Source organism: Silicimonas lutimaris, from assembly GCF_047314965.1.
Lineage (GTDB): Bacteria > Pseudomonadota > Alphaproteobacteria > Rhodobacterales > Rhodobacteraceae > JAVJUV01.
Genome location: NZ_JBLBVK010000058.1, coordinates 287,182 through 312,099 on the forward strand (window position 1 = coordinate 287,182; position 24,918 = coordinate 312,099).

At 61.9% G+C, this 24,918-nt stretch carries 27 protein-coding genes; 17 read left to right on the top strand and 10 right to left on the bottom strand.

What is annotated here, in order from left to right; genetic code table 11:
* Positions 1-6: 6 nt before the first annotated feature.
* Together ACKLNI_RS21020 and ACKLNI_RS21025 are read right to left on the bottom strand one after the other, a co-directional pair.
* Entirely contained in the window at positions 7-888 is an 882-nt protein-coding gene (locus tag ACKLNI_RS21020) for an MBL fold metallo-hydrolase (RefSeq protein WP_413721067.1), read from the bottom strand.
* 7 nt (positions 889-895) lie between these two features.
* Positions 896-1,534 (bottom strand): glutathione S-transferase family protein, encoded by a 639-nt coding sequence (locus ACKLNI_RS21025; RefSeq protein ID WP_413721068.1) that lies wholly within the window; start codon positions 1,532-1,534, stop codon positions 896-898.
* Positions 1,535-1,744: 210 nt separating this feature from the next.
* Here ACKLNI_RS21025 and ACKLNI_RS21030 point away from each other — a divergent pair, with 210 nt between their 5' ends.
* Together ACKLNI_RS21030 and ACKLNI_RS21035 are read left to right on the top strand one after the other, a co-directional pair.
* A complete protein-coding gene (locus ACKLNI_RS21030; RefSeq protein WP_413721069.1) occupies positions 1,745-2,209 on the top strand; it encodes a cupin domain-containing protein in 465 nt (154 codons plus the stop codon).
* Complete coding sequence (locus ACKLNI_RS21035; RefSeq protein ID WP_413721070.1) at positions 2,172-3,473, top strand: FAD binding domain-containing protein; 1,302 nt, start codon at positions 2,172-2,174, stop codon at positions 3,471-3,473. The genes ACKLNI_RS21030 and ACKLNI_RS21035 overlap by 38 nt, the downstream gene beginning before the upstream one ends.
* Here the strand turns inward: ACKLNI_RS21035 and ACKLNI_RS21040 are convergent.
* Together ACKLNI_RS21040 and ACKLNI_RS21045 are read right to left on the bottom strand one after the other, a co-directional pair.
* On the bottom strand, positions 3,449-4,054 hold the full coding sequence (locus ACKLNI_RS21040) for a glutathione S-transferase family protein (RefSeq protein WP_413721071.1): 606 nt from the start codon (positions 4,052-4,054) through the stop codon (positions 3,449-3,451). The two genes, ACKLNI_RS21035 and ACKLNI_RS21040, sit on opposite strands and share 25 nt — an antisense overlap.
* Positions 4,051-5,007, bottom strand: coding sequence for a cyclase family protein (locus ACKLNI_RS21045; protein ID WP_413721072.1), 957 nt, complete (start codon positions 5,005-5,007; stop codon positions 4,051-4,053). Before ACKLNI_RS21045 ends, ACKLNI_RS21040 begins: the two co-directional genes overlap by 4 nt.
* A gap of 90 nt (positions 5,008-5,097) precedes the next feature.
* Here ACKLNI_RS21045 and ACKLNI_RS21050 point away from each other — a divergent pair, with 90 nt between their 5' ends.
* Together ACKLNI_RS21050 and ACKLNI_RS21055 are read left to right on the top strand one after the other, a co-directional pair.
* Positions 5,098-5,583, top strand: coding sequence for an OsmC-related (seleno)protein (locus ACKLNI_RS21050; RefSeq protein WP_413721073.1), 486 nt, complete (start codon positions 5,098-5,100; stop codon positions 5,581-5,583).
* Complete coding sequence (locus ACKLNI_RS21055; RefSeq protein WP_413721074.1) at positions 5,564-6,226, top strand: TetR/AcrR family transcriptional regulator; 663 nt, start codon at positions 5,564-5,566, stop codon at positions 6,224-6,226. Before ACKLNI_RS21050 ends, ACKLNI_RS21055 begins: the two co-directional genes overlap by 20 nt.
* A gap of 13 nt (positions 6,227-6,239) precedes the next feature.
* On the opposite strand, the gene ACKLNI_RS21060 is transcribed toward ACKLNI_RS21055, so the two are convergent.
* Together ACKLNI_RS21060 and ACKLNI_RS21065 are read right to left on the bottom strand one after the other, a co-directional pair.
* Entirely contained in the window at positions 6,240-6,755 is a 516-nt protein-coding gene (locus tag ACKLNI_RS21060; protein ID WP_413721075.1) for a redoxin domain-containing protein, read from the bottom strand.
* Complete coding sequence (locus tag ACKLNI_RS21065) at positions 6,752-7,216, bottom strand: OsmC family protein (protein WP_413721076.1); 465 nt, start codon at positions 7,214-7,216, stop codon at positions 6,752-6,754. The genes ACKLNI_RS21060 and ACKLNI_RS21065 overlap by 4 nt, the downstream gene beginning before the upstream one ends.
* A 118-nt stretch (positions 7,217-7,334) precedes the next feature.
* On the opposite strand from ACKLNI_RS21065, the gene ACKLNI_RS21070 reads away from it, so the two are divergent.
* The 3 genes from ACKLNI_RS21070 to ACKLNI_RS21080 are packed head-to-tail and all read left to right on the top strand — an operon-like array spanning position 7,335 to position 11,001.
* Positions 7,335-8,162, top strand: coding sequence for an FAD binding domain-containing protein (locus ACKLNI_RS21070; protein ID WP_413721077.1), 828 nt, complete (start codon positions 7,335-7,337; stop codon positions 8,160-8,162).
* The gene (locus ACKLNI_RS21075; protein ID WP_413721078.1) at positions 8,159-8,629 is read left to right on the top strand and encodes a (2Fe-2S)-binding protein; all 471 of its coding nucleotides are present in this window, start codon (positions 8,159-8,161) and stop codon (positions 8,627-8,629) included. Before ACKLNI_RS21070 ends, ACKLNI_RS21075 begins: the two co-directional genes overlap by 4 nt.
* The gene (locus ACKLNI_RS21080; protein WP_413721079.1) at positions 8,626-11,001 is read left to right on the top strand and encodes a xanthine dehydrogenase family protein molybdopterin-binding subunit; all 2,376 of its coding nucleotides are present in this window, start codon (positions 8,626-8,628) and stop codon (positions 10,999-11,001) included. Before ACKLNI_RS21075 ends, ACKLNI_RS21080 begins: the two co-directional genes overlap by 4 nt.
* Positions 11,002-11,038: 37 nt before the next feature.
* On the opposite strand, the gene ACKLNI_RS21085 is transcribed toward ACKLNI_RS21080, so the two are convergent.
* Positions 11,039-11,956 (bottom strand): LysR family transcriptional regulator, encoded by a 918-nt coding sequence (locus ACKLNI_RS21085; RefSeq protein ID WP_413721080.1) that lies wholly within the window; start codon positions 11,954-11,956, stop codon positions 11,039-11,041.
* A 148-nt stretch (positions 11,957-12,104) separates the two neighbouring features.
* Here ACKLNI_RS21085 and cuyA point away from each other — a divergent pair, with 148 nt between their 5' ends.
* The 6 genes from cuyA (at position 12,105) to ACKLNI_RS21115 (ending at position 18,276) form a co-directional block, all read left to right on the top strand.
* Positions 12,105-13,109 (top strand): D-cysteate sulfo-lyase, encoded by a 1,005-nt coding sequence (gene cuyA, locus ACKLNI_RS21090; protein WP_488199647.1) that lies wholly within the window; start codon positions 12,105-12,107, stop codon positions 13,107-13,109.
* A gap of 36 nt (positions 13,110-13,145) precedes the next feature.
* Positions 13,146-14,111 carry an ABC transporter substrate-binding protein gene (locus ACKLNI_RS21095; protein ID WP_413721082.1) on the top strand — a complete coding sequence of 322 codons (966 nt, stop codon included), beginning with the start codon at positions 13,146-13,148 and terminating at the stop codon, positions 14,109-14,111.
* A 77-nt stretch (positions 14,112-14,188) separates the two neighbouring features.
* Positions 14,189-15,244, top strand: a complete 1,056-nt coding sequence (locus ACKLNI_RS21100; RefSeq protein WP_413721083.1) for a quaternary amine ABC transporter ATP-binding protein — start codon at positions 14,189-14,191, stop codon at positions 15,242-15,244.
* Positions 15,241-16,782 (top strand): ABC transporter permease, encoded by a 1,542-nt coding sequence (locus tag ACKLNI_RS21105; protein WP_413721084.1) that lies wholly within the window; start codon positions 15,241-15,243, stop codon positions 16,780-16,782. Before ACKLNI_RS21100 ends, ACKLNI_RS21105 begins: the two co-directional genes overlap by 4 nt.
* Positions 16,779-17,501 (top strand): alpha/beta fold hydrolase, encoded by a 723-nt coding sequence (locus ACKLNI_RS21110; protein WP_413721085.1) that lies wholly within the window; start codon positions 16,779-16,781, stop codon positions 17,499-17,501. The genes ACKLNI_RS21105 and ACKLNI_RS21110 overlap by 4 nt, the downstream gene beginning before the upstream one ends.
* Positions 17,502-17,634: 133 nt before the next feature.
* A complete protein-coding gene (locus ACKLNI_RS21115; RefSeq protein ID WP_413721086.1) occupies positions 17,635-18,276 on the top strand; it encodes a transglutaminase-like cysteine peptidase in 642 nt (213 codons plus the stop codon).
* 76 nt (positions 18,277-18,352) lie between these two features.
* Here ACKLNI_RS21115 and ACKLNI_RS21120 read toward each other — a convergent pair whose 3' ends face one another.
* From ACKLNI_RS21120 to ACKLNI_RS21130, 3 genes are all read right to left on the bottom strand, one after another.
* The gene (locus tag ACKLNI_RS21120) at positions 18,353-18,985 is read right to left on the bottom strand and encodes a hypothetical protein (RefSeq protein WP_413721087.1); all 633 of its coding nucleotides are present in this window, start codon (positions 18,983-18,985) and stop codon (positions 18,353-18,355) included.
* 213 nt (positions 18,986-19,198) lie between these two features.
* On the bottom strand, positions 19,199-19,735 hold the full coding sequence (locus ACKLNI_RS21125; protein ID WP_413721088.1) for a cupin domain-containing protein: 537 nt from the start codon (positions 19,733-19,735) through the stop codon (positions 19,199-19,201).
* Between the two features lie 51 nt (positions 19,736-19,786).
* Entirely contained in the window at positions 19,787-20,863 is a 1,077-nt protein-coding gene (locus ACKLNI_RS21130) for a C4-dicarboxylate TRAP transporter substrate-binding protein (RefSeq protein ID WP_413721089.1), read from the bottom strand.
* Between the two features lie 203 nt (positions 20,864-21,066).
* On the opposite strand from ACKLNI_RS21130, the gene ACKLNI_RS21135 reads away from it, so the two are divergent.
* The 4 genes from ACKLNI_RS21135 (at position 21,067) to pcaD (ending at position 24,917) form a co-directional block, all read left to right on the top strand.
* The gene (locus tag ACKLNI_RS21135) at positions 21,067-21,591 is read left to right on the top strand and encodes a TRAP transporter small permease (protein ID WP_413721090.1); all 525 of its coding nucleotides are present in this window, start codon (positions 21,067-21,069) and stop codon (positions 21,589-21,591) included.
* Positions 21,591-22,907: a TRAP transporter large permease gene (locus tag ACKLNI_RS21140; RefSeq protein ID WP_413721091.1), complete on the top strand. Its 1,317-nt coding sequence runs from the start codon at positions 21,591-21,593 to the stop codon at positions 22,905-22,907. Before ACKLNI_RS21135 ends, ACKLNI_RS21140 begins: the two co-directional genes overlap by 1 nt.
* A 118-nt stretch (positions 22,908-23,025) precedes the next feature.
* Positions 23,026-24,126, top strand: coding sequence for an LLM class flavin-dependent oxidoreductase (locus tag ACKLNI_RS21145; RefSeq protein WP_413721092.1), 1,101 nt, complete (start codon positions 23,026-23,028; stop codon positions 24,124-24,126).
* On the top strand, positions 24,126-24,917 hold the full coding sequence (gene pcaD / locus ACKLNI_RS21150; RefSeq protein ID WP_413721093.1) for a 3-oxoadipate enol-lactonase: 792 nt from the start codon (positions 24,126-24,128) through the stop codon (positions 24,915-24,917). The genes ACKLNI_RS21145 and pcaD overlap by 1 nt, the downstream gene beginning before the upstream one ends.
* The last annotated feature ends 1 nt before the right edge of the window (position 24,918 follow it).

Sequence of the window (24,918 nt, forward strand, 5' to 3'; positions counted from 1 at the left end):
GCTGCTTTACAACCGCAACTGATAAGCGGCGGGCGTCCATCGATAGGCGTCGCCATTGCGTTCCACGTAGCCGACCGACGGGTAGGGCATGTGATGCCCTGCGATCAGCAGGCCGTCCGTCGCGCACATGTCCAGAACCCTGCGCCGCGTGGCGATGGCGGTGTCCTTGTCGTCATCGAAGCCGACCGGGCTATCGGGATTGCCGACCGAGAAGACGAAATGGTTCGCGATGTCCCCCCAGACCAGAACCTGTTTGCCCGAGCTTTCGATGCGGAACATCATCTGTCCGATGGAGTGCCCGAAAGCGGCTTCGGCGGTTACGCCGGAAGCAACGCGGTCTCCGTCTTCGAGGAAAACGAACCTTTCGGCCAACGGCGCGATGAGCTTGAGGAACATCTCGCGGTTCTCGGCCCTTTGGGGCGGAATATTCGCACCTGAATTCCATTCGTCGAATTCGCGCCGGCCAATCATCAACTGAGCGTTCGGAAACGCGATCTCGCCGTCCTCCAGGATGCCGCCGATATGGTCCGGGTGCACATGCGTCAGCGCAACCACATCGATATCGCCGGGCGCATAGCCCGCATCGGCCAGTCTCTCCAATAGGAACCCAGCGCCGTTGTTGCGCCGGAAATGGCCGCAGCCCGTGTCGAAAAGCACCAGTTCCGAGCCGGTGTTGACGAGCGTCGGGATGAAGTTGTTCTCCAACCGGTCCGTCGGCAGGTTTGCAGCCGTGGCGATCGCGGCGATCTGCTCGTCATCCTTGTCCAAAAGAAAGGGCGGGCGAATTCCCATGGGAATGGTGCCATCGAGGATGGTCGTGACTTCGGCATCGCCCAGCGTGAACCGGTGGGCGGGGTGGCGTAGCGGGCCAAGCAGTTCTGCGGTCATGTTGTCCTCACGGCATTGGGATTTCGTTCACGAATTTCGGCACCTGATAGCCTTTCTGGACCGCCGGTCTTTCGGCAATCCGGACATACCAGTCGCGCACGTTCGGGTACGCGTTCAGGTCCATCTCCTGCCACTCGAAGCGCGAAACCCATGGCCAGCATGCCATATCGGCGATCGTGTACTCGCCTTTTCCGTCTCCGGCGATGAAATCGCGGCCCTCGAGCCGCGTGTTCAGGACGCGGTACAAACGGTGCGCCTCCTTGGAATAACGCTCTTCGGCGTATTCCGATGTCCCTTTGTTGTACTTCACGAAGTGATGCACCTGGCCCAGCATCGGGCCAAGACCGCCCATCTGCCACATCAGCCATTCCACCATCCGCCAGTACTCGTCGCCCTTGCAGATGAAGCGATCGTATTTCTGTGCGAGGTAAAGCATGATCGCGCCCGACTCCATCAGTGTCATGCCCGTGTCCTGGTCGACGATCGCGGGAATGCGGTTGTTCGGCGAGACCTTCAGGAACTCCGGTTCGTGCTGCTCACCGGCACCAATGTTGACCGCATGGGCATTGTAGGGCACGCCCAGTTCCTCCAGCAGGATCGAGACTTTGCGCCCGTTCGGCGTGGTCCATGTATAAAGGTCGATCATCTATACTCTCCTTCGTCTTCGGGTCGTCCCCGAGCGTTGTGTCTCTTGCTCCGAGCTGCCCGGCGACGGTTCCTCTTTGCAATTTGGTTATCGATCTATAAATTATTCCGTAGATGGTTCACGATGCCTGTGCAATCGGACTTTGGCCAAGGCGCCGCCGATCACAAGTATCGGCCATCACATGCCCGAGAGGAATGAGGAGGACCGATCTTGTCCCAACATGGACCCGATCATATCGAGACCGCCACCGATCCGGCTGCTTTCGCCGATTGGCCCAACGGTTTGTACGAAGAGATGCTGGCGAACATCCAGAATGGAACGGTCGGTTCCGTACTGGTGTCCGAGACCGACCGCGTCAGAGTCTGGCACCTTTCGCTCAAGCCAGGCTGCCGCTGCCCGTTTCACCGGCACGTGAACCCCTATTTCTGGTCCTGCCACACGAATGGAACGTCGCGGAGCTATTTCTCGGATGGCCGGATCAAGGACACGGACCATTTCGCGGGCGAGACCAGGCACTTCCACTATGGGCCCGGTGACTACATGGTGCATTCGCTCGAGAACGTCGGCGAAACGGAACTCGTATTCACGACTGTCGAGTTTCTGGATGGGTTGAACGCCCCGCTGGCCATTCCGGACGATGTCCGGCTTGGTGCGTCTGCCGTGGCCGCCGAATAACCCGATCGGAAGGGCGATCCATGTTCAAAGGCTGGTGTTCCCGATGACGGGCCGGGCCATCATCGCAGGCGGTTCGATCGGCGGGCTTTTCGCCGCCGCCGCATTGCTGCGCGCCGGTTGGGACGTGCGGGTATACGAACGGTCTCCGGTCCCGCTGGCGGGGCGTGGTGCCGGCATCGTGACGCATCCCGAACTGGTCGCTGCCCTTGAAGCGGTGGGCGCCGATACCTCGTCGCTGGGCGTCGATGTCCACGAGAGAGTCGCCTACGACATGGACGGCGCACGCGTCGCCGCGTTCGATTTTCACCAGGTCGTCACATCCTGGGACCGTGTCTACCAGATACTGCTCAGCGTCATGCCTGAAGGCACTTACGTGCTGGACCGGACGGCTGCCGGGTACGAGGACAAGGGAAGTCACGTCACGTGTCTTTTCTCCGACGGTCGCCACGAGGACGCCGACCTTCTGGTCGGCACAGACGGTTTCCGTTCGGCGATCAGGGGGCAGATGTTGCCCGGGATACAGCCGGAGTATTCCGGATACGTGGTGTGGCGTACTCTGGCCGCCGAGGCAGACCTCCCCGAGTATATCCGCGCCGATATCTTCAAGACCTTCGGTTTCTTCATTCCGAGCGGAACGCAGATAATCGGCTACCCCATCGCCGGGCCGGCCAATGATCTGAGACCGGGGCGCCTGCGCTACAACTTCGTCTGGTATTCGCGAGAGACCGAAGACCACCTGAAAAACATGCTGACTGACGCCTATGGCACGCATCACGCCATCTCCATTCCGCCGCCGATGATCCGCGATGACGTGATCGCGGCGATGTACGAAGACGCGAGGACACGCTTGCCAGGCCCTTTCCGCGATATTCTCGCCGTGAGCGACCGGCCGTTCTTCACGCCGATCTACGACCATCACTCACCGGTCATGGGCAGGGGCAGGGTGGCGCTGGCCGGGGACGCAGCCTGCGTGGCGCGACCGCATGTGGGCATGGGCGTGACGAAAGCGGCGGGCGATGCCCTGGCACTGGCGGATGCAGTTACGGCGATGCCCGTGCCCGAGGCCGTCACCGCGTATTCGGCGGCACGCGTGGAACCGTGCCGGATCGCCTTCGAGACATCGCGCAGGCTTGGCAGCTACATATTCGGCGGCGATCCCACCCGGAACCTCGACGGACGCAGCCATCCGAACCGCGAGACCGTCATGCGCGAAACGGCCGTCGTTCCGGCCGCGCTCGCTCAGTTCGCACGCAACTCTTCATAAGAGGTCATGACCGTGGCGCGGTAGCCGGGCCGCTCGGCCAGACGTGCGTACCAGTCCGAAACCCTTGGGAAATCGCCCTTCGGCCAGTCGATGTCATGGATGCGGTACATCAGCGAGCCCGCGGCGATCTCCGCGGTCGAAAATGCGCTTCCGTTCAGCCACGGGGACTGTTCCAGACGGTCGTCGAGAATGCCCAGGGCGGCGTTCAGCGCCTCGCTCTGTTTCGCCAACACCTCCGCCGAGCGTTCTTCGGGCCGCATGCGGACCATCTGCCAGAAGATCGCGATGAACGACGGCTGCAGGGTCGAGGTTGTCCATTCCATCCATTGATCCGCCACCGGATCATGCGCAATGCCGCGCGCGGCCAGGTGACGGACGATCGCGTGGCTTTCCCACAACGTCAGCCCGTCTTCCTGCCAGATCGGCACCCGCGCGTTGGGGTTGAGCGCACGCAACTCGTCGACGCGGCCGTATTTTCCGGCCGCGTCGATCCTCTCATGCTCCAGCCCGATCTCGGCCAGTGCCCACATGACCTTCTGGACATTGACCGAACTTGCCCGGCCCCAGAGTGTCGGTGTCACTTGATTGCCTGCGGGTTGATGGGTGAGCCCGCGCCGCCTGGCAGGTGCAGCGGCGGCGCGCAGAAGAAGAACTCGTAGACACCATCCTCGGCGCAATCCTCGCCCAATTCCTTGAGGTAGAAGATTTCGCCCATCGAGATGCCGATCGACGGAATCACCACCCAGTGCCAGGGCTGGTTCGCCTCATCGGTTTCGTTGGGCCTGACCTCGCAGCCCCATGTGTCGGCACAGATCGCGGCGATGTCGTGTTTCCTGATCCAGTAGGCGGTCTCGAATGCCAGCCCCGGTGCGTCCCCGCCGGCGTATCCCGTCCAGTCGCCGCTGGCGAGGCAGCGTTCCTGGTGTCCCGTGCGGACGATCACAAAATCGCCCTTCCGGATCTCGACCCCCTGCGCGGCGGCGCAACCGTCGAGATCGTCATTGGTGATCGGATAGCCGTCGTCCAGACTGTCGAGTCCCTTCCAGCGCGCGATGTCCAGCAGAACGCCCCGGCCGACCATCTTGTCCCGCACATTCTCGATCCCAAGGTGCTTTGCCCCGTTCACCGTCACGTCGGTCGCCGGAAAGCCGTTATACATCTTGTCGTCCAGGAAGATGTGGCAGAGCGCATCCCATTGCGTGGACCCCTGGCAGGGCACGTTGATCGCGTCGTCGGCATAGCGGAGATAGGCCTTGCCATCGCCATCCTGCTCTCCGTTGACCGCATCCGTGCCGGTGGCCAGCATCTGGTGAATCAGGTTCCAGCGCCCGCCGAACAGGCCCGACTGGATTTTCTGCTTGAGATCGAGGCCGAGAGCGAAAGTCTTGCCCTTCCGGACCAGCTTGGCGGCGTTCACGATATCCTCGGGGCTGATATTGTTCAGGGTGCCGATCTGATCGTCATCCCCCCAGCGTCCGTGGTTCGATAGCTCTTTCGCGGTGCGGTAGATATCTTCGCGCGTGTAGCGTGCCATGTGTCCTCCCCGGATTTTTCGGCTTGCTTATTTATCAATTGAAAAATTAACCTGCGGCACTGTCAACGAAACTCTTGCGGGGAACTCGCCTTGGCTGACGAAAAACGCTTCGACATCGTGTTCGAGGGGCACGGACGGATGACGGGCAAGATGCGAAACGACATCTCCGTCGACTTCGTGACCATGGGCGAGCACTTTGAGCTGGCAACCGACGAAGGACCGTTTCACGGCGGGGATGGCACTGCGCCTCCGCCGCTTGCTTTGTTCACCGCCGCGCTGACGGGGTGCTTCATGACGCAGGTGCGGGCATTTTCGAAAAGGCTGCGCATTCCGATCCGCAATGTCGATGTGCGGGCAAGGTTGCACTGGCAGGGTGTGCAGGAAGGCAGCGGTCCCTATGTTTCGGAACCCGTGGGGTTCAGCCTGGACATCGAGCTTGATACGGATGCGTCCGAAGAAGACCAGACACGTCTCGTAGATGCGGCCCGGAAGGGCTGCTTCATCGAGGCAAGCCTGGCGCAGGGAGTCATAGTGGGACACAGACTGAAAGCGGGAGATGGCTGGCGAGACGTCTGAAAAAGTGACCGGGGACGACGATCGCCCGGCGCGCAAACGCCTGTCATCGGACGAGCGGCGCAAGGAGTTCATTCGAAAATCCGTCGAGCTTTTCGCCGAGGACGGTTTCGAAAGCTCGACGCGCGAACTTGCCCGCAGGCTGGGCGTAACCCAGCCGCTGCTCTACCGGTATTTCCCGTCGAAGCAGGACCTCGTCTCAGCTGTCTACGAGGAAGTCTACCTGCGGCGCTGGCGCCCCGAGTGGGAGGCGCTGCTCGCCGACCGTTCGCGGCCTCTTCGGGATCGGCTGGTCGAGTTCTACGGGCTTTATACCGACGCCATTTTCCACCCCGACTGGATTCGCATCTATCTCTACTCGGGTCTCAAGGGTGTGGAGATCAACGCGCGCTACATGAAGCTGATCGTCGAACGGATCTTCACTCCGATATTCAACGAGATACGTGCGGACGCCGGGCTTCCCGAACGCCCGCTGACCGAAAAAGAGATTGACGAGATGTGGCTGATCCACGGCGGAATCTTCTATTTCGGCGTCATCAAGTTGGTCTACCAGAAGACAGCGCCGGACACCAAGGCGGTCGCGATCGGCTTCGCCATCGACGCTCTGGTCGATGGGCTGAAGCGCGGGTTCCGGAACGAGACCTGAACCCGCGTCACGCTCAGTGGCCGCCGCGGGCCGGATAGCCCTTTTCGACGGCGAAGGGGACTTTCGAAAGCAGGAACGCCAGGTCAGGCCGTGCCCAGGGCATGTTCGAGACATCCGCAAGGTAAAGGCGCCCGTCCGGCCGGACCCAGAACAGCCCGGGCTCGCAGAACACGTCCGCTTCCACGTCCTTGATGGCCTTGGAAACGTAAAGCCCCCATTCCCGCGCCTGGGCATCCGTCACGCCGTAGGCGACCGGCACGTTTCCGATATTCCATTCGGCCTTTGTCTTCCCGGCGGTGTCGGCATCGTTCATCGAAGCCGCGACCACGTCGAACCCGGCTTCGCGATATCCGTCGATCAGCCCGTTGAGCGTCTCGAGATAGCTCTTGCACACCGGGCAGTGCAGGCCCCGGTAGAAGATCACCATCGTGAAATTGGCAGGAGGTGTTCCGTTCAGCGTGAACGTGCCTCCGCCGACAAGTGGCAGGGAGAGCGCGGGGACGGGTGCGTCTGGGGTAAGTTTCGTCATAAGGGTTTCACAGTCCAGTTTTCGGTTATGGTGATGCCAGCGCCGCGGAAAACCTTGGCGACCGGGCAGAACTTTTCCAGTTCGATCCTCAGAGTTTCGATCTGGTCTTCGCTGCCGTTCGTCGTCACCTCGATATCCATGACGATGTTCGAGAACGGCTGATCGACCTCTTCGGCCAGAGTCACACCCCGCCGGTCGAAGTCGGCGGTCAGGGCAATCTCCATCCTCGCGATCTCGATTCCCATCTGAGCGGCGATCTTGTTCGAGATCACGTTCGTGCAACCGATCAGCGACGACATCAGCGTTTCGGTCGGGCTCAGCCCTTGGTTCGTTCCGTGCCGTTCAACGGGTTCGTCGATGGTGGACGTCACGTCGCGCACGGAAATCCGTGAACGGGAATGCGTTTCACCCACGCCGGACAGCTTCATCTGGATCGTGGTCTTTGGCCGTATCTTGACCATCTTGCATATCCTCCCGTTCGCGCAATGTTGGTGCTTGTTTATTGATTGATAAATTAGCTAGAGTTCATCTGTCGAAGACACAAGCGCTAAAGCGCGGAACGGCAAGGGGAGGATCAGCGTGAAAGCATCACGTTTCAGTTACGCGCGTCCGGAGACGCTCGACGAAGCACTTGCACTGATGGCCGATGACGCGGCCGAGCCCATGGCGCTGGCCGGGGGACAAAGCCTGATGCCCATGATGAATTTCCGTGTCGCGCGGCCGGGCGTTCTGGTCGACCTGAATCGGGTTCCGGGGCTTTCCGGCATCGAAGAGATTGGCGGCACGGTACGGATCGGTGCAATGACCCGATACCGCGATCTGGCCGCATCGGACGTCGTGGCAACGCGTTTGCCGCTCGTCGCCGCTGCGCTGCCGCACATCGCCCATGCCGCGATCCGCAACCGGGGAACCATCGGAGGGAGCATGGCGCTGGCCGATCCCGCCGCCGAACTGCCGGCTGTCGCGCTGGCATTGGGCGCGACGCTGCACCTCGTCTCGAAGGCTGGACACCGCGACGTGGCAGCAGACGATTACTTCCTTGGAGCTTATGACACCGCGCTCGACACGGGCGAACTGGTGGCCGGAGTTTCGTTTCCCGCGGCCGGACCGGCAGACCGGTTCGGCTTCAACGAGATCGTGCGCCGCCACGGGGACTACGCCATGGCCGGCGCAGTGGTCGCCGCTGCGGGTGGCGCGGTCCGGGTCGCCTTCTTCGCCGTTGGCGATGGCGCGATGCGCTGCCCGGGCGCCGAAGAGGCGCTGGGCGCCGACCTGTCCGGGATCGACGCCGCCGTCGCCGCGTTGTCCGACCTGGCGGTATCGGGCGATCTGAACGGTGACGAGGCGACCAAGAGACACCTGGCCGGCGTTGCCCTGCGCCGCGCCGTCGCGGAGGCATTGGCATGAGCGATACGATGAACATCACGATGACGATCAACGGCGAGGCGATCACGCGCGACGTTCCGGTGCGTCTGAACCTTGTCGATTTCATTCGGACCGAGGCTGGACTGACGGGCAGCCACGTGGGGTGTGAGCATGGGGTCTGCGGAGCCTGCACCATCGAAGTGGACGGCCAGGCCGTGCGCGGCTGTCTGATGCTGGCCGTTCAGGCCGACGGCGCAAGTGTCACAACGATCGAGGGCTTCGGTGACCGTGCCGCGGGGTTGCGCGAAGCATTCTCGAACCGCAACGCGCTGCAATGCGGCTATTGCACGCCCGGGATGCTGGCCAGCGCTCTCGAGTACATCGAGGCGGGCGGCACTGCCGACCGCGCCGCGATCCGTGAGCATATTTCCGGGAACTACTGCCGGTGCACCGGCTACCAGGCGATCGTCGAGGCGATCGCAGACGTGATCGAAGGAGGCAGGGCATGAGTGGACTGTTCGAATACGACCGGCCGAATTCCTATATCGGCAAGTCTGTGCCGCGCCCGGATTCCAAGCGCCTGCTGGAGGGCCGGGGGCAATTCGTCGACGACCTTCAGTTGCCTCGCATGGTCCACGCGGCCTTCCTTCGTTCGCCCTATGCCCATGCCGAGATCAAGGGGTTCGACCTGAGCGAAGCCAGGAAGGTTCCGGGCGTCGTCGCGATATACACCGGTGAAGATTTTATTGGTGTCGTAGAGCCTTACGTCGGCGTGTTGAGCCATCTGGCAGGATTGCGCAGTGCGCCGCAGATGCCGATGGCCGTGGGTCGCGCCCGCTGGCAGGGAGAACCCATCGCGATGGTCGTGGCGCAGTCCCGCGCCGCCGCGGAAGATGCCGTGGAACTGATCGAGGCGGATCTGGAACCCTTGCCCGCAGCGGTCGACGCCGAGAAAGCGCTCGATCCGGGCGAGGTTCTCATCCACAAGGAGTTCGGGTCGAACCTGGCCTGGGAGCGCACCGTCGACGTGGGCGACGTCAAGAAGGCCTTTGCGCGCGACGACGTCACGGTGGTCGAGCGCGAAATCCGGTTCGGCCGCCACACGGGCGTCACCCTGGAGCCGCGCGCGGCTGTTATGGATTATGACCCTTCCGAAGAACAGCTGACCTTCCACTACTCGGGTCAGGCGCCTCACATGATGCAGTTCATCCTGGCCAAGCATCTGGGGCTGCCGGAGGAAAACGTGCGCGTCATCGCCAAGGATGTGGGCGGCGCGTTCGGCATCAAGGTGCACACCTACGGTGACGAAATAGCCGTAGGAGCGGCGGCCAAGTTGCTGGAAAGGCCGGTGAAGTTTGCTGCGGACCGGTTCGAGAGCTTCGTCTCCGACATCCATGCCCGCGACCACGTGGTCAAGGGGCGCATGGCGGTCGACAAGGACGGCAAGATCGCGGCACTGGCGTTCGATGACCTGACAGGGATCGGGCCGTTTTCGATGTATCCGCGCACGTCGGCGATCGAGGCGAACCAGGTTCTGAACCTGACCGGCGCGTCCTATGATCTGGAGAACTACCGGGCCAATGCCAAGGTCGTGTTCCAGAACAAGAACATGATGTGCCAGTATCGCGCGGTCGGGCATCCGATCGCGATGGCGATCTGTGACGGGTTGCTGGAAGACGCTGCGGCCGCCATCGGGATGGACCCGGTCGAGATCCGCAGGCGGAACCTCATGAAGGACGACAGCTACCCGCGCGCCTCGGCCAGCGGCATGAAGCTGGACGATCTTTCACACCATAAGGCGTTGGAAACGCTGGTGGAAATCATGGAGTACGACAAGCTGAGGTCCGAGCAGGCTGACCTGCGCAAGAAGGGCATTTATCGCGGAATCGGTTTCGTCTCGATGGTCGAGGTTACCAACCCGTCCCCGATGTTCTACGGCGTCGGCGGTGCGCCGATCGCAAGTCAGGATGGCGCTACTCTAAGGCTGGATGCCGGCGGCGGGCTGCGAATTGCGTCTTCGGTGACCGAGCAGGGGCAGGGTACGAACGCGATCCTCGTCCAGATCGCGGCAGACGCCTTCGGTATCTCGACGGATCGGGTCAAGGTCACCACGGGCGACACCGACCATACGCCATACGGTGGTGGCACTTGGGCGTCGCGGGGCGCCGGTATCGGAGGCGAGGCGATGCTTCAGGGCGCGCTGCAGCTGAAGAGCCAGGTTCTGGACGTGGCGGCGGTGATGCTTCAGTCAACGCCATCCGCGCTCGACATCCGGAACGGAGCGGTCGTCGATGCGGATACCGGGTCCGAACGCATGACGCTCTCCGACCTGGCGCGCACGGTCTACTACCGGGGCAATGAATTGCCAGCGGATCTGAAGCCCGAACTGATCGCCACGCGGCACTACCGTGTCACCGACTTTCCCTTCGTGTTCACCAATGGGGCGATGGCGGCTCATGTGGAGGTCGACACGGATACCGGACTGATCAAGGTGCTGCATTTCTGGGCGGTCGAGGACTGCGGACGCGTGATCAACCCGATGCTCGTGGATGAACAGGTGCGCGGTGGCGTGGTGCAGGGACTTGGCGGCGCTCTTTATGAGGAGTGCCTCTACAGCGAGGACGGCACCATGTTGAACACGACCATGGCCGATTACCTCGTTCCGATGGCCGTCGAGACCCCCGAAATCACCGTTGCCCATGTCGAGACGCCCACGAAAACCTCGGTTCTTGGCGCCAAGGGCGCGGGCGAGGCGGGCACCGGCGGTGCGCCGGCGGCCCTGATGAACGCAGTGAACGACGCGATCCGCCCGCTTGGTTCCTCTATATGGCAGATGCCGATGACGCCCGAGCGAGTGCTGAAGGCGCTGGGCAAGGTCTGAAGCGCGGAACGCCGCGACGCCTTGGACCGGTTTTGTTTCAGGGCGTCGCGACGAGCGAAACGGACTGGCGAACCTCGAGGAAGGACCAGAGCGAGCGAGTCACCCGGTTCGAACGCTCCTTGTTCCGGAACAGCCGGATCGTCAGGTCGACGACCCAGTCAGGCTCGCCCGTGGAAACCAGAAGGCCGCTTTCGAGATCGGGCAGGACAAGGCTCTTGGGAAGCCAGGCAACTCCGTCACCAGCCCGTGCCCGTATGCGCAAGGCGCCGGCCATCGAGTTCTCGTAAACGGTGCGCAGGCGCTCTGAAATCCGGTGCTGGGCAAACAGCGGCTCCAGATGCGCCCCGATGGGCGCCGTTTTCCCGAAGCGAAGATAGGGCATTGTCACTTCGCGGCTGTCGAATCCGAACAGCGGAGACCCATCGGCTGCCGGTTTGCAGACCGGCACAAGCTGGTCCTGACCGATCATGATCGAGTCGGCGGAGCGTGCCGGCAGGGTGTCCGCGCGTTCATAAGCGATCACGAAGTCCACATCGCCGTTCTTCAGATCGCGCATGCAGTTGGGCAGATCGTCGGCCCTGAGACGTGACAGGATCGGGCCATAGGCTTCCTCCAGGGCCTGCAGCCATGCCGGATAAAAACGCCATCCGATCGAATGCTGCGCTCCGAAGGTAACGACGTATTTGTCGGGCAAGGATTGGACTTCCAGTATCTGGCTGCGTTCCTGCTCGATCCGCGTCAAAGCCTGAAGGCCAGCCTCCAGCATCTGTTCGCCAGCCTCGGTCAGAGCGACGGGCTGGCGCGAGCGGTTGACCAGGGTCACGCCGACCCATGCCTCGAGCGATTTTATGCGCCTGCTGAACGCCGGCTGGCTGAGATTTCCCAGCGCGGCCGCTTGCGAGAAGTTGCCAGTCTGCCGAAGCCGTTCGAGGTCGCGAAACAAGAGAATGTCCATTCGCGCCAGAATAATGCAAAATTTGCATAATGCCATAGAAACATAACATTGGATCGCTATGGGATCCTGCAGCACTCTTGAGCCGACGAGTTACCAATCAGGATGCACCATGGCCGACACAGATACGTTGCCGCGTGAGAGCGCGAGAATTGATTTCGACCGTTTCCCGCGAACGGAACTGTGCCACCAGCCAACGCCGATCGAGGCCATGCCGCGACTGAGCGAGCTGCTGGGCGGTCCCCGGCTGTTCATCAAGCGCGATGACTGTACCGGTCTGGCGATGGGCGGAAACAAGACCCGCAAGCTCGAATTCCTCGTCGGCGAGGCGATGCTCGAAAAGGCCGATATGCTGATAACGCAGGGCGCGGTTCAGTCGAATCACGTGCGCCAGACGGCAGCGGCGGCCTGCAAGGTCGGCATGAAATGTCATGTCCTGCTGGAGCGCCGGGTGCCGGATCGCGACACCTCCTACGAGGAAACCGGCAACGTCCTTCTCGACAACCTCTTTGGCGCGACCTACGAGTTCCGGCCTTCCGGCCTTGACATGAACGCCGAGGCTGAGGCGGTGGCCGAGGCTATGCGGGCACAGGGCAACCGGCCCTATTTCATCCCCGGCGGCGGGTCCAATCCGACCGGCGCACTGGGTTATGCCAATTGCGCGCAGGAGATTGCCGACCACACCCGTGAGACAGGGCAGGGGTTCGACTGGCTTGTCATGGCAACCGGCAGCACGGGGACACAGGCGGGCCTTGTCGCCGGCTTCCAGGCCATCGGTCACACACTGCCCGTCATGGGCGTCAGCGTTCGCCAGCCGCGCGAGCGCCAGATGAACGCGGTCCACGGTCTGACCCAGAGAACCCTCGAAAAGCTTGGCGCCGAAGGGGTGCCGCTCAGCCGGATCCTTGTCGATGACGGCTATGTGGGCGAGGGCTACGGGATTCCGGCAGAGTCCACGATGGAGGCGATCCGCCTCCTTGCGCGGCAGGAAGGCATTTTGCTGGACCCCGTCTATTCCGCGAAGGGCATGGCTGGATTGATCGGCATGATCCGTCTGGGTTTCTTCAAGCCTACCGACAACGTGCTGTTCCTGCATACGGGCGGCGCGACAGCACTTTTCGCATATCAGGAGCAATTGCTCGCATCGCTGAACTGACGCCGGAAAAGGCGCATACCAACAGAGGAGAAGAAGATGAAAACCAAACTGCAGACACTGGGCCTCGCGACCGCCGTCAGCGTGTTCGCGCTGCCCGCGCTCGCAGCCGAGGAAGTCGCGATCGGCGTGCCGTCATGGACCGGCGCTCAGGCCATCGCCCATGTGCTGGGCGAGGTCGTGACCTCCCGCATTGGCGGCACTGTCGAATATGTGCCCGGCAACAACGCCACGATCTTCCAGGCAATGGACCAGGGCAAAGGCGACATCGACGTGCACCCCGATGTCTGGCTTCCGAACCAGGAGAGCTTCACCAAGGAATACGTGGACGGCAAGGGAACCGTCACGCTTTCGTCCAACCCCTATGAGGGCAACCAGGGCTTCTGCGTATCGAAGGACTTCGGCACGGCCAACAACATCACCGACATCGCCGATCTTGGCCGTCCGGACGTGGCCGCGTTGATGGACAGCGACGGCAATGGCAAGGGCGAGATGTGGATCGGCGCTCCGGGCTGGGCTTCTGCGAACGTGAACGAGGTAAAGGTGCGGGATTACGGCCTTCTCGACTTCATCGAGCCGATCCGTGCCGAAGAAGCGGTCAAGACCGCGCGCATCAAGGACTCGATCGCCAAGGGCGAAGGCTATGCCTTCTACTGCTACACTCCCCACGCAGTGTGGTACATGTTCGATGTCATGATGCTGACGGAACCGACCTATGACCCGGCCAAGTACATCATGGTGCAGCCGTCGGATGATGCCGACTGGTACAACAAGTCCATGGTCGCCACGAAAGACGACCTCAAGCAGGTTCAGATCGCATGGTCGAATTCGCTGGTTGAACGCTCGCCCGCCATCGCAGAGTTCTTCCAGAACTTCGCCCTGACGGCAGACGATGTGTCGGCCCTTGCCTTCGAGATCAGCGCCAACGGCCGCGATCCTGCGGAAGTCGCCAAGGAATGGGTCGAGGCGAATTCGGACCGCGTCGACGCGATGCTGGGCCTCTGATCGGCACGTCGTAAACTGCGGGGCAGCGCCGGTCGGAACGGTGCTGCCTTGCGAACTGCAGCCAGGACAGGACGCTCATGCACGACGATACCGTCATAGAGATCTCGAATGTCTGGAAGATCTTCGGCGCGCGCCCAGAACAGGCGCTGAAGGCGATCCGCGAAAGAGGCCTGAGCAAGGCCGAGGTTCTGGCCGAATACAACGCCGTCGTCGGTGTCGCCGATGTCAGCCTTTCCGTGAACCGGGGCGAGATTTTCTGCATCATGGGGCTGTCCGGCAGTGGCAAGTCCACGCTCGTGCGTCACTTCAATCGGTTGCTGGAACCCACTGACGGAAAAATCGAAATCGAAGGCACCGATGTAATGGCGCTGGGCCCGAAGGAGCTTCAGCGCTTCCGCAACCGGAAGATCGGCATGGTGTTCCAGAACTTTGCACTGATGCCGCATCGATCCGTGCTGGACAACGTGGCGATGCCGTTGGAAATCCGGCAGGTCGCCAAGAACGAACGCATGCGCCAGGCCGCGGCCATTCTGGATATCGTCGAACTGGGCGCATGGGGCTCGAAATTCGCGCATGAACTGTCGGGCGGCATGCAGCAGCGGGTGGGCCTTGCACGTGCGCTGGCCGCCAACCCGGACGTTCTCCTGATGGACGAGCCCTTCTCCGCGCTTGACCCGCTGATCCGGCGGCAATTGCAGGACGAATTCATCCGTCTGTCCAAGATCCTCAAGAAGACAACCGTCTTCATCACCCATGACCTCGACGAGGCCGTGCGCATCGGCGACCGCATCGCGATCATGCGGGACGGGAAGATGGTTCAGGTCGGCACTGCCGAAGATATCGTCATGCATCCCGCCGACGATTATGTCGCCGACTTCGTGGCGGGGATCTCGCGCCTGAAAGTCGTGCATGCCCATGCCGTGATGCGGCCAATAGAGGCCTACCTGTCGACGCAGGGTCCGCTTCCCGCCGACGCGCCCCGAGTGACAGGCGACGAGACGCTCAGCAACCTGATCACGATGGCCATCGACGACGACAACCCGATCCTGGTCTGCGACAACGGAAACGATGTCGGCATCATCACCCGCGCCGATCTGCTGCGCACAGTCATCGAGGGAACGGAGGTCTCATGAGAGACGAGAACGTGAACCCGCTTGAAGATACCGACAGCGAGGCCGCCCGCGCCTATGCCGAGGAACGCCGCGAGAATATCCGCGCCTTCGTTCAGACGAACCCAGACTACTACATCCGGAATTTCGACAGGATCGGCGCCTCGTCCCGCTTCACACCCACGTTCAACCTGATCGCAGGTCTTCTTGGACCGGTTTGGTTCGGGGCGCGCGGTTTGTGGTCCTGGGCTCTGCCGTTTCTGATCTTCGAGGCCCTCGCGCTCGTCCAGATTGCTCGCGGCCTGTTTGGTGATCTGGCTGCCGATGCCATGGCGCGGATCGAGTCGATCGAGGGAACGCTTGAGTTGCGGCGCCAGCAGCTTGCGGCCGCCATAGAAAGCGGCTCGGATAGGGTGGAGGCGTTCCAGCGTGCCGTCGATGGTCTGGAGGCCAATATCGGCGGCATCCGTGCCGAGGCCGAGGCCCTCGCCGCCGAGGGACCGACGATTGCGCTGACGGGACTGGGGATTCTCCTGCTGGCCAAGGCGGTGCAGGCCATCGTGGCGAACTGGGCGCTGGAGGCGCGGTTTTCGGACTGGCTGTCCGACCGCTCGGTCCGGTCTGGAATGCCGGTGTCGCAGATCGTGTTCAGCGCCGTGTTCATGGGGTTGATCGTCGCCGCGGCGATGCTCCACTACAGTTTCCCCGGCCGGTTCGACCTCCTGAGCGCTTTCCCGACGGATCCCGACATCCGGCTTGTCAGCATCGACTGGGTCGAGGCGTTCTTCAACTGGGCGGTGCTGAATGGCGAGGCGCTGTTCGACGCGATCACCTATTTCATCCGGCTGGTGCTGGATGCGCTGGAACTGGTTTTCGTCTCGACGCCCTGGATCGTGATCGCTTCGCTGATCATTCTCCTGACCTGGCTCACCGCAGGCGTGCGCATGGCGATCTATTCTGGCGCATTCCTGGCCTATATGGGCCTGCTCGGCTTCTGGGAAAAAGCCATGACGACGCTGGCGCTTCTGGGCACGGCGGCCTGTCTCTCGATCCTGATCGGCATCCCGCTTGGCATGTTCGCCGCCCGCCGTCCCCGCTTTTATGCTGCGATACAACCGATCATGGACTTCATGCAGACCATGCCGGCCTTCGTTTTCATGATCCCGGTGATCGCCTTCTTCGGTACCGGCAAACCGGCCGCTGTGGTCACCACCATGATCTTCGGCGGGACGCCCGTCGTGCGCCTGACCGTTCTCGGCCTTCGCGGCGTGCCCGAAAGCGTGCGAGAAGCCGCCATCAGCTTCGGGGCGAACAAGTGGTATCTCCTGACCAAGGTCGACCTGCCGCTGGCCAGCCCATCGATCCGGGCGGGCATCAACCAGACCATCATGCTGTCCCTTGCGATGGTTGTCGTCGCCTCGCTGATCGGCGCAAAGGGGTTGGGTGAGGATGTGCTCGAAGCCCTGCAATACGCCAACGTGGGGCAGGGAATCCTGGCCGGATTCTCGATCCTGTTCTGCGCCATGATCCTCGATCGCATCGTTCAGGGCGGGCGTCGGTGAAACCTCTGGTCCTGGTCCACGGCTTCATGGGCGGTAGCGACCAGTGGGCGCTTCAGAAACCTCTGGCAAAGGGGCGCGATCTGATCGCGGTGGATTTGCCGGGCTTCGGCAAGAACGCGCATCTGGCGCCTGTCGCCAGCATCGCCGGGTTCGCCGACTGGGTCCTTGCGGAACTTGCGCGCCGGGGTGTTTCAGACTTCGACCTGCTGGGCCACTCGATGGGAGGCATGATCGTTCAGGAGATGGTCCGGTTGGCACCGCATCGTGTCGCGCGGCTGATACTTTACGGCACGGGCGCGGTAGGCCTTCTGCCCGGACGCTTCGAGCCGATCGAGACATCCATGGATCGCGCGAAGAGGGACGGCGCGTCGGCGACCGCCCGCCGTATCTCCGCGACGTGGTTCCTCGAGTCAGAGGCCTCGCAGGGCTATCCTGCCTGCGCGAAAATCGCCGAGCAAAGCACGCTACCCGCAATTCTTGCAGGGCTGGAAGCGATGCGGGACTGGTCCGGGCAGGACAATCTCGCACTTATCTCCGCCGAAACGCTTATCGTCTGGGGGGACGGTGACCGCACCTATCCCTGGTCGCAGATAGAATTGCTCTGGCGTGCCATTCCGAACAGCCATCTGGCCGTCCTACCGCTTTGCGCTCATGCGGTGCATATGGAGCGCCCCGATCTCTTCAACCGGATCGTCGGCGAATTTCTGGCGCGCAGTTGATGTTATCATTCGGCGGCTTCGCCCAACTTCTGCCAGTTTTTGAATGTTTTATGGAAAACCAGCATGTCAGGGTTGGACATATGCCGACTCCTGGCTAACATGCCTGCTGCGGCCAAGACATGGGACCTGGGACATGGACACCGCGAAGAGAAAGACCAAGAATGCGTGTGTCGGGACAGTGGTTCCGGATCGCGCGCTGGGCATCCGCCTGGCCGGGCTTCCGGTGCTGACGGCGTTTCTGATGATGACCACGACATCGCCGGTTCCTGCGCAATCGGGCGCGCGTCATCTCTCTCTCGCAAGTGTGGTTGCCGCGCCAGCGGCGGCCAAGGACCTCTGCGTCCGCTACGCCTGGGCTTGTGGCCGAACCCGGGGAAAGATTGCCGACCACTCGCGGATGATTGCGATTGCGACCGAGGTCAATCGACGGATCAACCGAAAGGTCCGTCCGGTGGATGACATCGCGCAATACCACGTCGAAGACTACTGGACATTGCCTTCCAGCAGGGGCGGCGACTGCGAAGATGTGGCGCTGTTCAAGAAGCAGGAACTTGTCGCGAGAGGGGTTCCGGCAGACCGCCTTCTTCTTGCGACGGTATTCAGCAAGAATGTCGGTGCTCATGCCGTGCTGGTCCTGAGACTGGACGAGGGCGACTTCGTGCTGGACAGTCTGAACACCCGGATCGAAGCCTGGCACCAGACTGGCTACACGTTCCTGCGCATGCAGAACCCCGACGCCCCGGGGTCTTGGGTCAGGGTGACCGCGGGAGGCTGAAATCTCTCTCTTTCTGTAGAAACAGGCGTCCCGCACGCCGGGGGCATGCGGGACTGATTTTCAAAGACATTTCCTGTCAGTTTGACTTCGATTTGCCGGGGTTGTCTTCGTCAACTCCATCGGCATCGTTGCCGTGACCGCGGTCGTGGTCGTCTTCAGGGCCGCACGAGGCCGGCGGCGTGCCGGTTGACTTGCCGGGATTGTCTTCGTCGCAACCATCGGGATCGTTTCCGTGCCCCTTGTTGTCGTCGTCGCCGTCGTCGCCGCCGTTGCCATTGTCGCCGCCGTTTCCGTTGCCGTTGCCGTTGTCGCCATCATCGTCATCGTCATCGTCATCGTCATCGTCGGACGAGGGACCAGAGGGAAATTTGCGGCCGTCGTTGTCCTCTGCCACAGAGGGCACAGGCGTTGCGGCAACCGATACGTCGATCAGCAGGGCGGCCAAGGCCGGGCAGTACTCGTTGGTGATCTCAAGGATCTCTCCAAAGTCATCCTGCCTGCGCAGATAGCCAAGCATTCCGGGGGTTACCACCTGACAGTTGCAGAGATCCCTGACAGAGGACATGTTTTCGGCGGTTGCGATCGTGCACCGTACCTTGCCGTCCGCGGTAAGCTCCTGGGAAAAGGCGCTGCCGGCTCCTACGAGACCGGAACACAGAAGAAGAGTCGCCAGCATCTTGCTGGATTTGATCTTTTGATCGTTTTTCATTTTGCTGCTCCATTCACACTTGACGAGATCGGCGGGATGCCGATCTACATATTACTTTTGATATGTTATATTGTGTGAAGAAACAGAGGCTTGATCGAGGTCAATTTGATCGTTGCTAAATGAGAAACATTCTTTTTCGCTCTCCGAAGAGAAACGTCACGCAGGGGTGCCAGATGTCCGGAGGGGCCGAGCCGGTCCCAAATCCGAAAGCCGTCAGCCGCTTTCTTCGAGGTCGCCTTCCGCGTTTACCCGCAAGCCGGTCCTGTGGCTTTCTTCAAGGATTGAAGGCGCCCAGTCCACGCGCCCGCCATCCTGCGTCGCTTCCTTGGACCCAATGATCGCCATAAGCACCGCGTGTTCGCTGCCGATGTTGCGAAAGCCTCGATAGACGCCAGGAGGAAAGCTGATGCAGTCGAAGGGATCGAGCTCGATCTCCTTGTCGCCTGTCTCTCCCCAGTACGCCGCCCAACGGCCGGTCAGCGGGATAAAGACCTCGATCGTCTCATGGGAGTGCAGGGCGGCACCCTTGCCGGGCTCTGCGCCCACATAGGTGATCCCGAAATAACGTGCGTCTGTGATCGCGGGGGCAAGGCTTGCGTCCTCGGTCACGCCACGGCCGATGATATTGTAGATGTCCCTCTGGTACTCGGGGATACGGGTGTCGACGAAGGCCTGTTTCGAGGGCTTGACCTCGGAAAAGCGCGCTGTCCGCGCCAGCATTTCGTCGACGGTTGGCTCGGTGATCTTCATTGGCATAGTCCCGAAACGAGAGGGGCGGCCCGAAGGCCGCCCCGTGATCCGTCATTCGATCGTGTAGCGCACCGGCCACTCGTAGCCGGAGTCGTCGACCGCCTTGATATAGGCGTTGAGAACTTCGGTGCCGGGCATGCCACGCCCGTCGGCGTCCTTGGCCTGCTGGCTCGGGAAGCTGGTTAGTGACTGCGCCCATCCGGCGCGAGCCTCCTGCGACAGTTCCTTGATCTGAGCGCCAACTTCGGCCAGGCCCTTCAGACCGGATTCCTGGCGGGCGTTCAGCGACGCACCGGCCTGATCCTCGTAGGCCCGTCCTACCTCGCGGATGATTTTCTGAACGTCTTCCGGCAGGTTCGCCATGGAGCGTTCGTTGATCGTCAGAGCATTCACGCCCATCGCGCCGAAGCCGATCAGCGTATAGTGTGGCGAAGGCTCATAGAACTTGAAGCCCAGATAGGCAGAGGGGAACATCAGCCAGCCGTTGTAGACACCGGTCTGAAGCGACAGGTAGCCGTCGGGCAGGGTGGACTGAACCGGGATCGCGCCGGCGAATTCCAGCCAGGGCAGGTTCGGGCCGGCACCGCCGATCTTAACGCCTTTCAGGTCGTCGACCGTATCCCACGGGTCCGTCGTGCCAAGGTGGTAGTTGTCCCAGCCGTGCAGGCCCAGAAGCTCCTGTCCGTATTCGGACGAGAACTGCTCGGTCAGCCATGGCACAGCGTCATATGTTGCGCGCACCGTATCCATCGCCTGGTCCGAGTCCTGTGGGCCGAACGGCGTGTAATACGGGAAGTTGTGCAGGAACAACTTCGCAGGCTCGAAACAGATGCAGTAGGCGCCAATGTCCAGAATTCCGTTCTGAACGGCCTCCAGGGTTTCGGCTACGCCGGCGATGGCGCCGCCATAGCCTTCGACGAACTCGATCTCGTGCTCGGTTTCCTCGGCAACGCGGCGCTTGACCTCGGGCACGAAGAAATTCGCAGTGTCCGCGACATAGACAGCCGGTCCGTTCGGATGGCCCGAGCCAATCCGAAGCGTAAAGGTGTCAGCCGCCGCTGCGCTGCCCATCGCGGCCAGCCCCAGCGCAGCAGAGCCAACGCGCAGGGCCTTTCCTACATTCTTCATTGCATTCCTCCCATTGCATTCATCAGTGCATACGGTTGTTCAACCGCTCTTATTTATCGTTCGTTAACTAGCGCACAGAACCGAAATACGGTCAAGCATCCGGTTATTTATCGACTGCTAAATTTCGTTCTTGACCCCTTCGGCCTTTCCGTTAGCGTGGCACGACGAACGCCCGACAAGGGCGTCGCGACAGGGGAGGAGTCATGAACGCAGCGGTCAAGCTTGCGCGGGTCATCCATATATTTTCAGCATTCTGGACGCTTGCGCTGGCAGTGCTGATCTTCGGTGACGTCATGGGCCGGCAATTGATGTCGCAGCCGATCCCGGGCACCAAGGAACTGATCCAGAACTCGGTGGTCGCGATCACCTTCCTGCAATTGCCGATGGCGATCTATTCCGGTTCCATGATCCGGACGACGATTTTCGCCGATGCGGTGCCTGCGCCAATCCGGCGCATTCTTCGCACAATCGGCGCGCTTCTGGGGCTTCTTCTGTTCCTCGGTCTGATCTGGAGCACCTGGCCGTCATTCTGGGATGCCTACCGGATCGGGGAATACGAGGGCGAGGGCGCCCTCAGGGTTCCGACATGGCCGGTGCGCGGCGCGGTGCTGGTGATTTCCGCCTTCGGGCTTTTCGCCTACCTGTCGATGATCATCTATGACTGGACGGGCCGGCTCGAGGACGAGCAGGCCGCGCCCGGCGCCAATCTCAGCGGCGGAGAAGCCTGATGGGTGGCGATATCGTTCTCTGGATGCTGGGGCTGCTGGTCCTGCTCATCCTTCTTGGCACCCACATCGGTGTTGCGCTTGCGATCTGCTCGGGTCTTGGGGTCTTCCTGATCCTCGGGTCGTTCGAGGCCGCCGTGTCGATCCTCGGAAACACCGCCTATGAAGCGGTTCGCAAGGATGTCTTCGCGGTCATCCCTCTCTTCGTTCTGATGGGCGACATCATATCAAGGTCAGGGGCGGCGGCCGATCTCTACCGCATCTGTGACCGGACGATGAAGCGGCTTCCCGGACGGCTGGCCATCGCGACCATTGCCGGCAACACGGTCTTCGCGGCGGTGACTGGCGTCTCCATCGCCTCGGCGGCGGCCTTCAGCCGGATCGCCTATCCCGAGATGGTCAAAGTCGGCTACCGCAAGACCTTCGCGCTTGGCTCGGTCGCCGGGTCGGCCTGCCTCGGAATGCTGATCCCGCCGTCGGTCCTGCTGATCGTCTGGGCCATCCTGACGGAGATGTCGGTCGGCGCACTGTTCATCGCCGGCATCATTCCGGGCATCGTTCTGGCATTGCTGTTCGTCGCCTATGTGGTCATTGCCGCCGCCCGCAATCCCGACATCGCGCCGCCCTTCCAGGAAGACCTGGTCGAGCTGACGCCTCAGGAGTTGCGCTCGGAACTGATCGGAGGCTTCGGCATTCTCGGCCTGATCATGCTGGTGATCGGCGGCATCTGGACGGGCTTCTTCACACCCACCGAGGCCGCGGGCTTTGGTGCCCTGGGTGCGCTTGTGGTGGGCGTCATCAAGGGCATGCGCTGGTCAGACATCGTGGCCGCCATCATCCAGGCCGGCCGTACGACGGCACCGATCATGTTCCTCCTGATCACCGCCTCCATGTACTCGCGCCTTCTGGCCATCGGCGGTGCGGTCAACTTCATTCAGAACCTCTTCCTTGGCGCCGGGCTGGAGCCTTGGCAGATCATCACCCTGATGATCGTGGTCTGGCTGGTCCTCGGGATGCTGGTCGACAGCGTCTCGATCATTCTCCTGACCGTGCCGATCTTCGCTCCGATCGCCATGGCGCTCGGCCTCGATCCGATCGCCTTCGCGATCTTCGGCATCCTTGTCATCGAAGCGGGGCTGTTGACGCCACCATTCGGATTGCTGGTCTACACGGTCAAGGGCTCTGTCCCCGACAGGGAAGCGACGCTGGGGATGATCTTCAAGGGTTCGACGCCATACTTCCTTTTGATCCTTGTCGCCGCGTTGCTCGTGCTCTGGATTCCGGCCCTTGCGACATGGTTGCCGAAACTGATGTTCTGAACGATTTCGCGAGGCCACAGAACTATCCCTTTTTGTGATAGGTGGTCTCGCGATTTATAATTTCTTCTCATATGTGCCGGACGCTACATTTCCCGGAACGAACAACAGGGAGCACCCGATGGAACTCGGATTCTTCACGATGCCTATTCACCCGCTGGACAAGGACTGGCGGCAAACGCTGCGCGAGGATCGCGAAGCATTCCTTCTGGCCGACGAGCTGGGCTACGTCGAGGCGTATTGCGGCGAGCACAGCACCGACCAGGCCGAGAACATCACGTCGACCGCCATGTTCATGGCGTCCCTGGCCTATGAAACCAAGAATATCCGGCTGGGTACCGGCACGATCAACATGCCGAACAGCCACCCGGCCGCCGTTGCGGGCCAGATCGCGATGCTGGATCACATGCTGGACGGACGCTTCAACTTCGGCATCTCTCCCGGCGGACTTGCATCGGACGCCGAGGTCTTCGGAAATCTCGATGCCGACCGGCAGGAGATGTTCCTCGAGGGCATCAACACGGTTCTCAAGATCTGGGAAAGCGAAGCGCCTTACAACATCGAAGGCAAGTACTGGAAAATCTCCACCGAACGCACCTCGATGGTGGATATCGGCCAGGGGATCATGCCGAAACCTCTGCAGCGCCCGCACCCGCCGGTGGTGGTGACGGCGGTCGCTCCCTTCTCGAAGGGCGTGACGGAAGCCGCTGCCCGCGGCTGGGATCCGATCAGCGCGAACTTCCTTATGCCGCAATGGGTGGCCAGCCACTGGCCGAGATATGTCGAGGGCTGCGAGCGCGCGGGCCGTCCCGCCGATCCGGCAAACTGGCGCGTGGCCAAGTCGGTATTCGTCGCGGACGATCTGGACACCGCCCGTCGCTACGCCACCGACCCGGACTCGCCCTATGTGTTCTACTACAAGCAGCTCTTCACCAAGCTGAAGAAGCACGGCCGGATCAACCTGTTCAAGGAGCACAAGGACCAGCCGGATGACGAGGTCACGCTGGAGCACGTCTGCAACCGACTGATCATCTGGGGCACGCCGGACAAGGTCGCCGACGAACTGCTCGCCTTCCGCGAGGTGACCGGCGACTTCGGCACCCTGCTTTACGCGGGTAAGGACTGGGCCGATTACGATCTGGGCCGGCGCTCGATGATCCTTCTGGCCGAAAAGGTGAAACCGGCGGTCAACACCGCCATTGCGGCGATGGAGCCTGCCTGATGCCGAAAGTCCGTCTGTCGGACGGCGTGTCCCTCAACACCCGCGTCGACGGTGCCGAGGGCGCGCCTTGGGTCGTGCTGTCGAACTCGCTGGGGTCGAACCTTTCGATGTGGGATGGCCAGATCGAGCTTCTGACGTCCAAGTACCGGGTGCTGCGCTATGATCATCGCGGTCACGGCGCCAGCGACGTGCCGCCGGGGCCTTACTCGCTGGACAAGCTGGTGGGCGATGTGATCGAGCTCATGGATCATTTCGGGATCGAAAAGGCGGATTGGATCGGCCTGTCCATGGGCGCGATGACCGGCATGGGGCTGGCAATCCATCACCCGGACCGGTTCGGGCGCATGGTTTTGGCCGATGGCCGTGCCGATGCCCCCGAGATGTTCCGGGCCATGTGGGACCAGCGCATTGCGGTCGTCTCCGAAGGCGGGACAGAGGCGGTGGCGGACGGAACGCTCGGCATGTGGCTGACCGAGGATTGGCGCGCGGCCAATCCCGAGGCGACCGCGGCCGTCAGGGCGATGATCTCGTCGACCGATCCCAAGGGCTATATCGCCTGCTGTCAGGGTCTGAAGGAACTGGACTATCTCAAGGACCTTGGCTCGGTCCGGGTGCCGGTTCTCTACATCTGCGGCGCCGAAGACAAGGGGGCGCCGCCGGATGTCATGAAGGCAATGAAGGCGGCGACGCCGGGAGCGGCCTATGTCGAGATCCCTGCCGCCGGCCACGTCCCGAATATCAACCGGCCCGAAGCGTTCAACGCCGCTCTGGCCCAGTTTCTGGAGGTGTGAG

Coding starts and splice junctions, on each gene's coding strand:
- pcaD (WP_413721093.1), top strand. CDS start 24,126: ATGCCGAAAGTCCGTCTGTCGGACGGCGTGTCCCTCAACACCCGCGTC.
- ACKLNI_RS21145 (WP_413721092.1), top strand. CDS start 23,026: ATGGAACTCGGATTCTTCACGATGCCTATTCACCCGCTGGACAAGGAC.
- ACKLNI_RS21085 (WP_413721080.1), bottom strand. CDS start 11,956: ATGGACATTCTCTTGTTTCGCGACCTCGAACGGCTTCGGCAGACTGGC.
- ACKLNI_RS21025 (WP_413721068.1), bottom strand. CDS start 1,534: ATGATCGACCTTTATACATGGACCACGCCGAACGGGCGCAAAGTCTCG.
- ACKLNI_RS21075 (WP_413721078.1), top strand. CDS start 8,159: ATGAGCGATACGATGAACATCACGATGACGATCAACGGCGAGGCGATC.
- ACKLNI_RS21060 (WP_413721075.1), bottom strand. CDS start 6,755: ATGACGAAACTTACCCCAGACGCACCCGTCCCCGCGCTCTCCCTGCCA.
- ACKLNI_RS21130 (WP_413721089.1), bottom strand. CDS start 20,863: ATGAAGAATGTAGGAAAGGCCCTGCGCGTTGGCTCTGCTGCGCTGGGG.
- ACKLNI_RS21135 (WP_413721090.1), top strand. CDS start 21,067: ATGAACGCAGCGGTCAAGCTTGCGCGGGTCATCCATATATTTTCAGCA.
- ACKLNI_RS21080 (WP_413721079.1), top strand. CDS start 8,626: ATGAGTGGACTGTTCGAATACGACCGGCCGAATTCCTATATCGGCAAG.
- ACKLNI_RS21045 (WP_413721072.1), bottom strand. CDS start 5,007: ATGGCACGCTACACGCGCGAAGATATCTACCGCACCGCGAAAGAGCTA.
- ACKLNI_RS21100 (WP_413721083.1), top strand. CDS start 14,189: ATGCACGACGATACCGTCATAGAGATCTCGAATGTCTGGAAGATCTTC.
- ACKLNI_RS21065 (WP_413721076.1), bottom strand. CDS start 7,216: ATGGTCAAGATACGGCCAAAGACCACGATCCAGATGAAGCTGTCCGGC.
- ACKLNI_RS21035 (WP_413721070.1), top strand. CDS start 2,172: ATGTCCGGCTTGGTGCGTCTGCCGTGGCCGCCGAATAACCCGATCGGA.
- ACKLNI_RS21095 (WP_413721082.1), top strand. CDS start 13,146: ATGAAAACCAAACTGCAGACACTGGGCCTCGCGACCGCCGTCAGCGTG.
- ACKLNI_RS21055 (WP_413721074.1), top strand. CDS start 5,564: ATGGCTGGCGAGACGTCTGAAAAAGTGACCGGGGACGACGATCGCCCG.
- ACKLNI_RS21120 (WP_413721087.1), bottom strand. CDS start 18,985: ATGAAAAACGATCAAAAGATCAAATCCAGCAAGATGCTGGCGACTCTT.
- ACKLNI_RS21020 (WP_413721067.1), bottom strand. CDS start 888: ATGACCGCAGAACTGCTTGGCCCGCTACGCCACCCCGCCCACCGGTTC.
- ACKLNI_RS21105 (WP_413721084.1), top strand. CDS start 15,241: ATGAGAGACGAGAACGTGAACCCGCTTGAAGATACCGACAGCGAGGCC.
- ACKLNI_RS21125 (WP_413721088.1), bottom strand. CDS start 19,735: ATGAAGATCACCGAGCCAACCGTCGACGAAATGCTGGCGCGGACAGCG.
- ACKLNI_RS21140 (WP_413721091.1), top strand. CDS start 21,591: ATGGGTGGCGATATCGTTCTCTGGATGCTGGGGCTGCTGGTCCTGCTC.
- ACKLNI_RS21115 (WP_413721086.1), top strand. CDS start 17,635: ATGGACACCGCGAAGAGAAAGACCAAGAATGCGTGTGTCGGGACAGTG.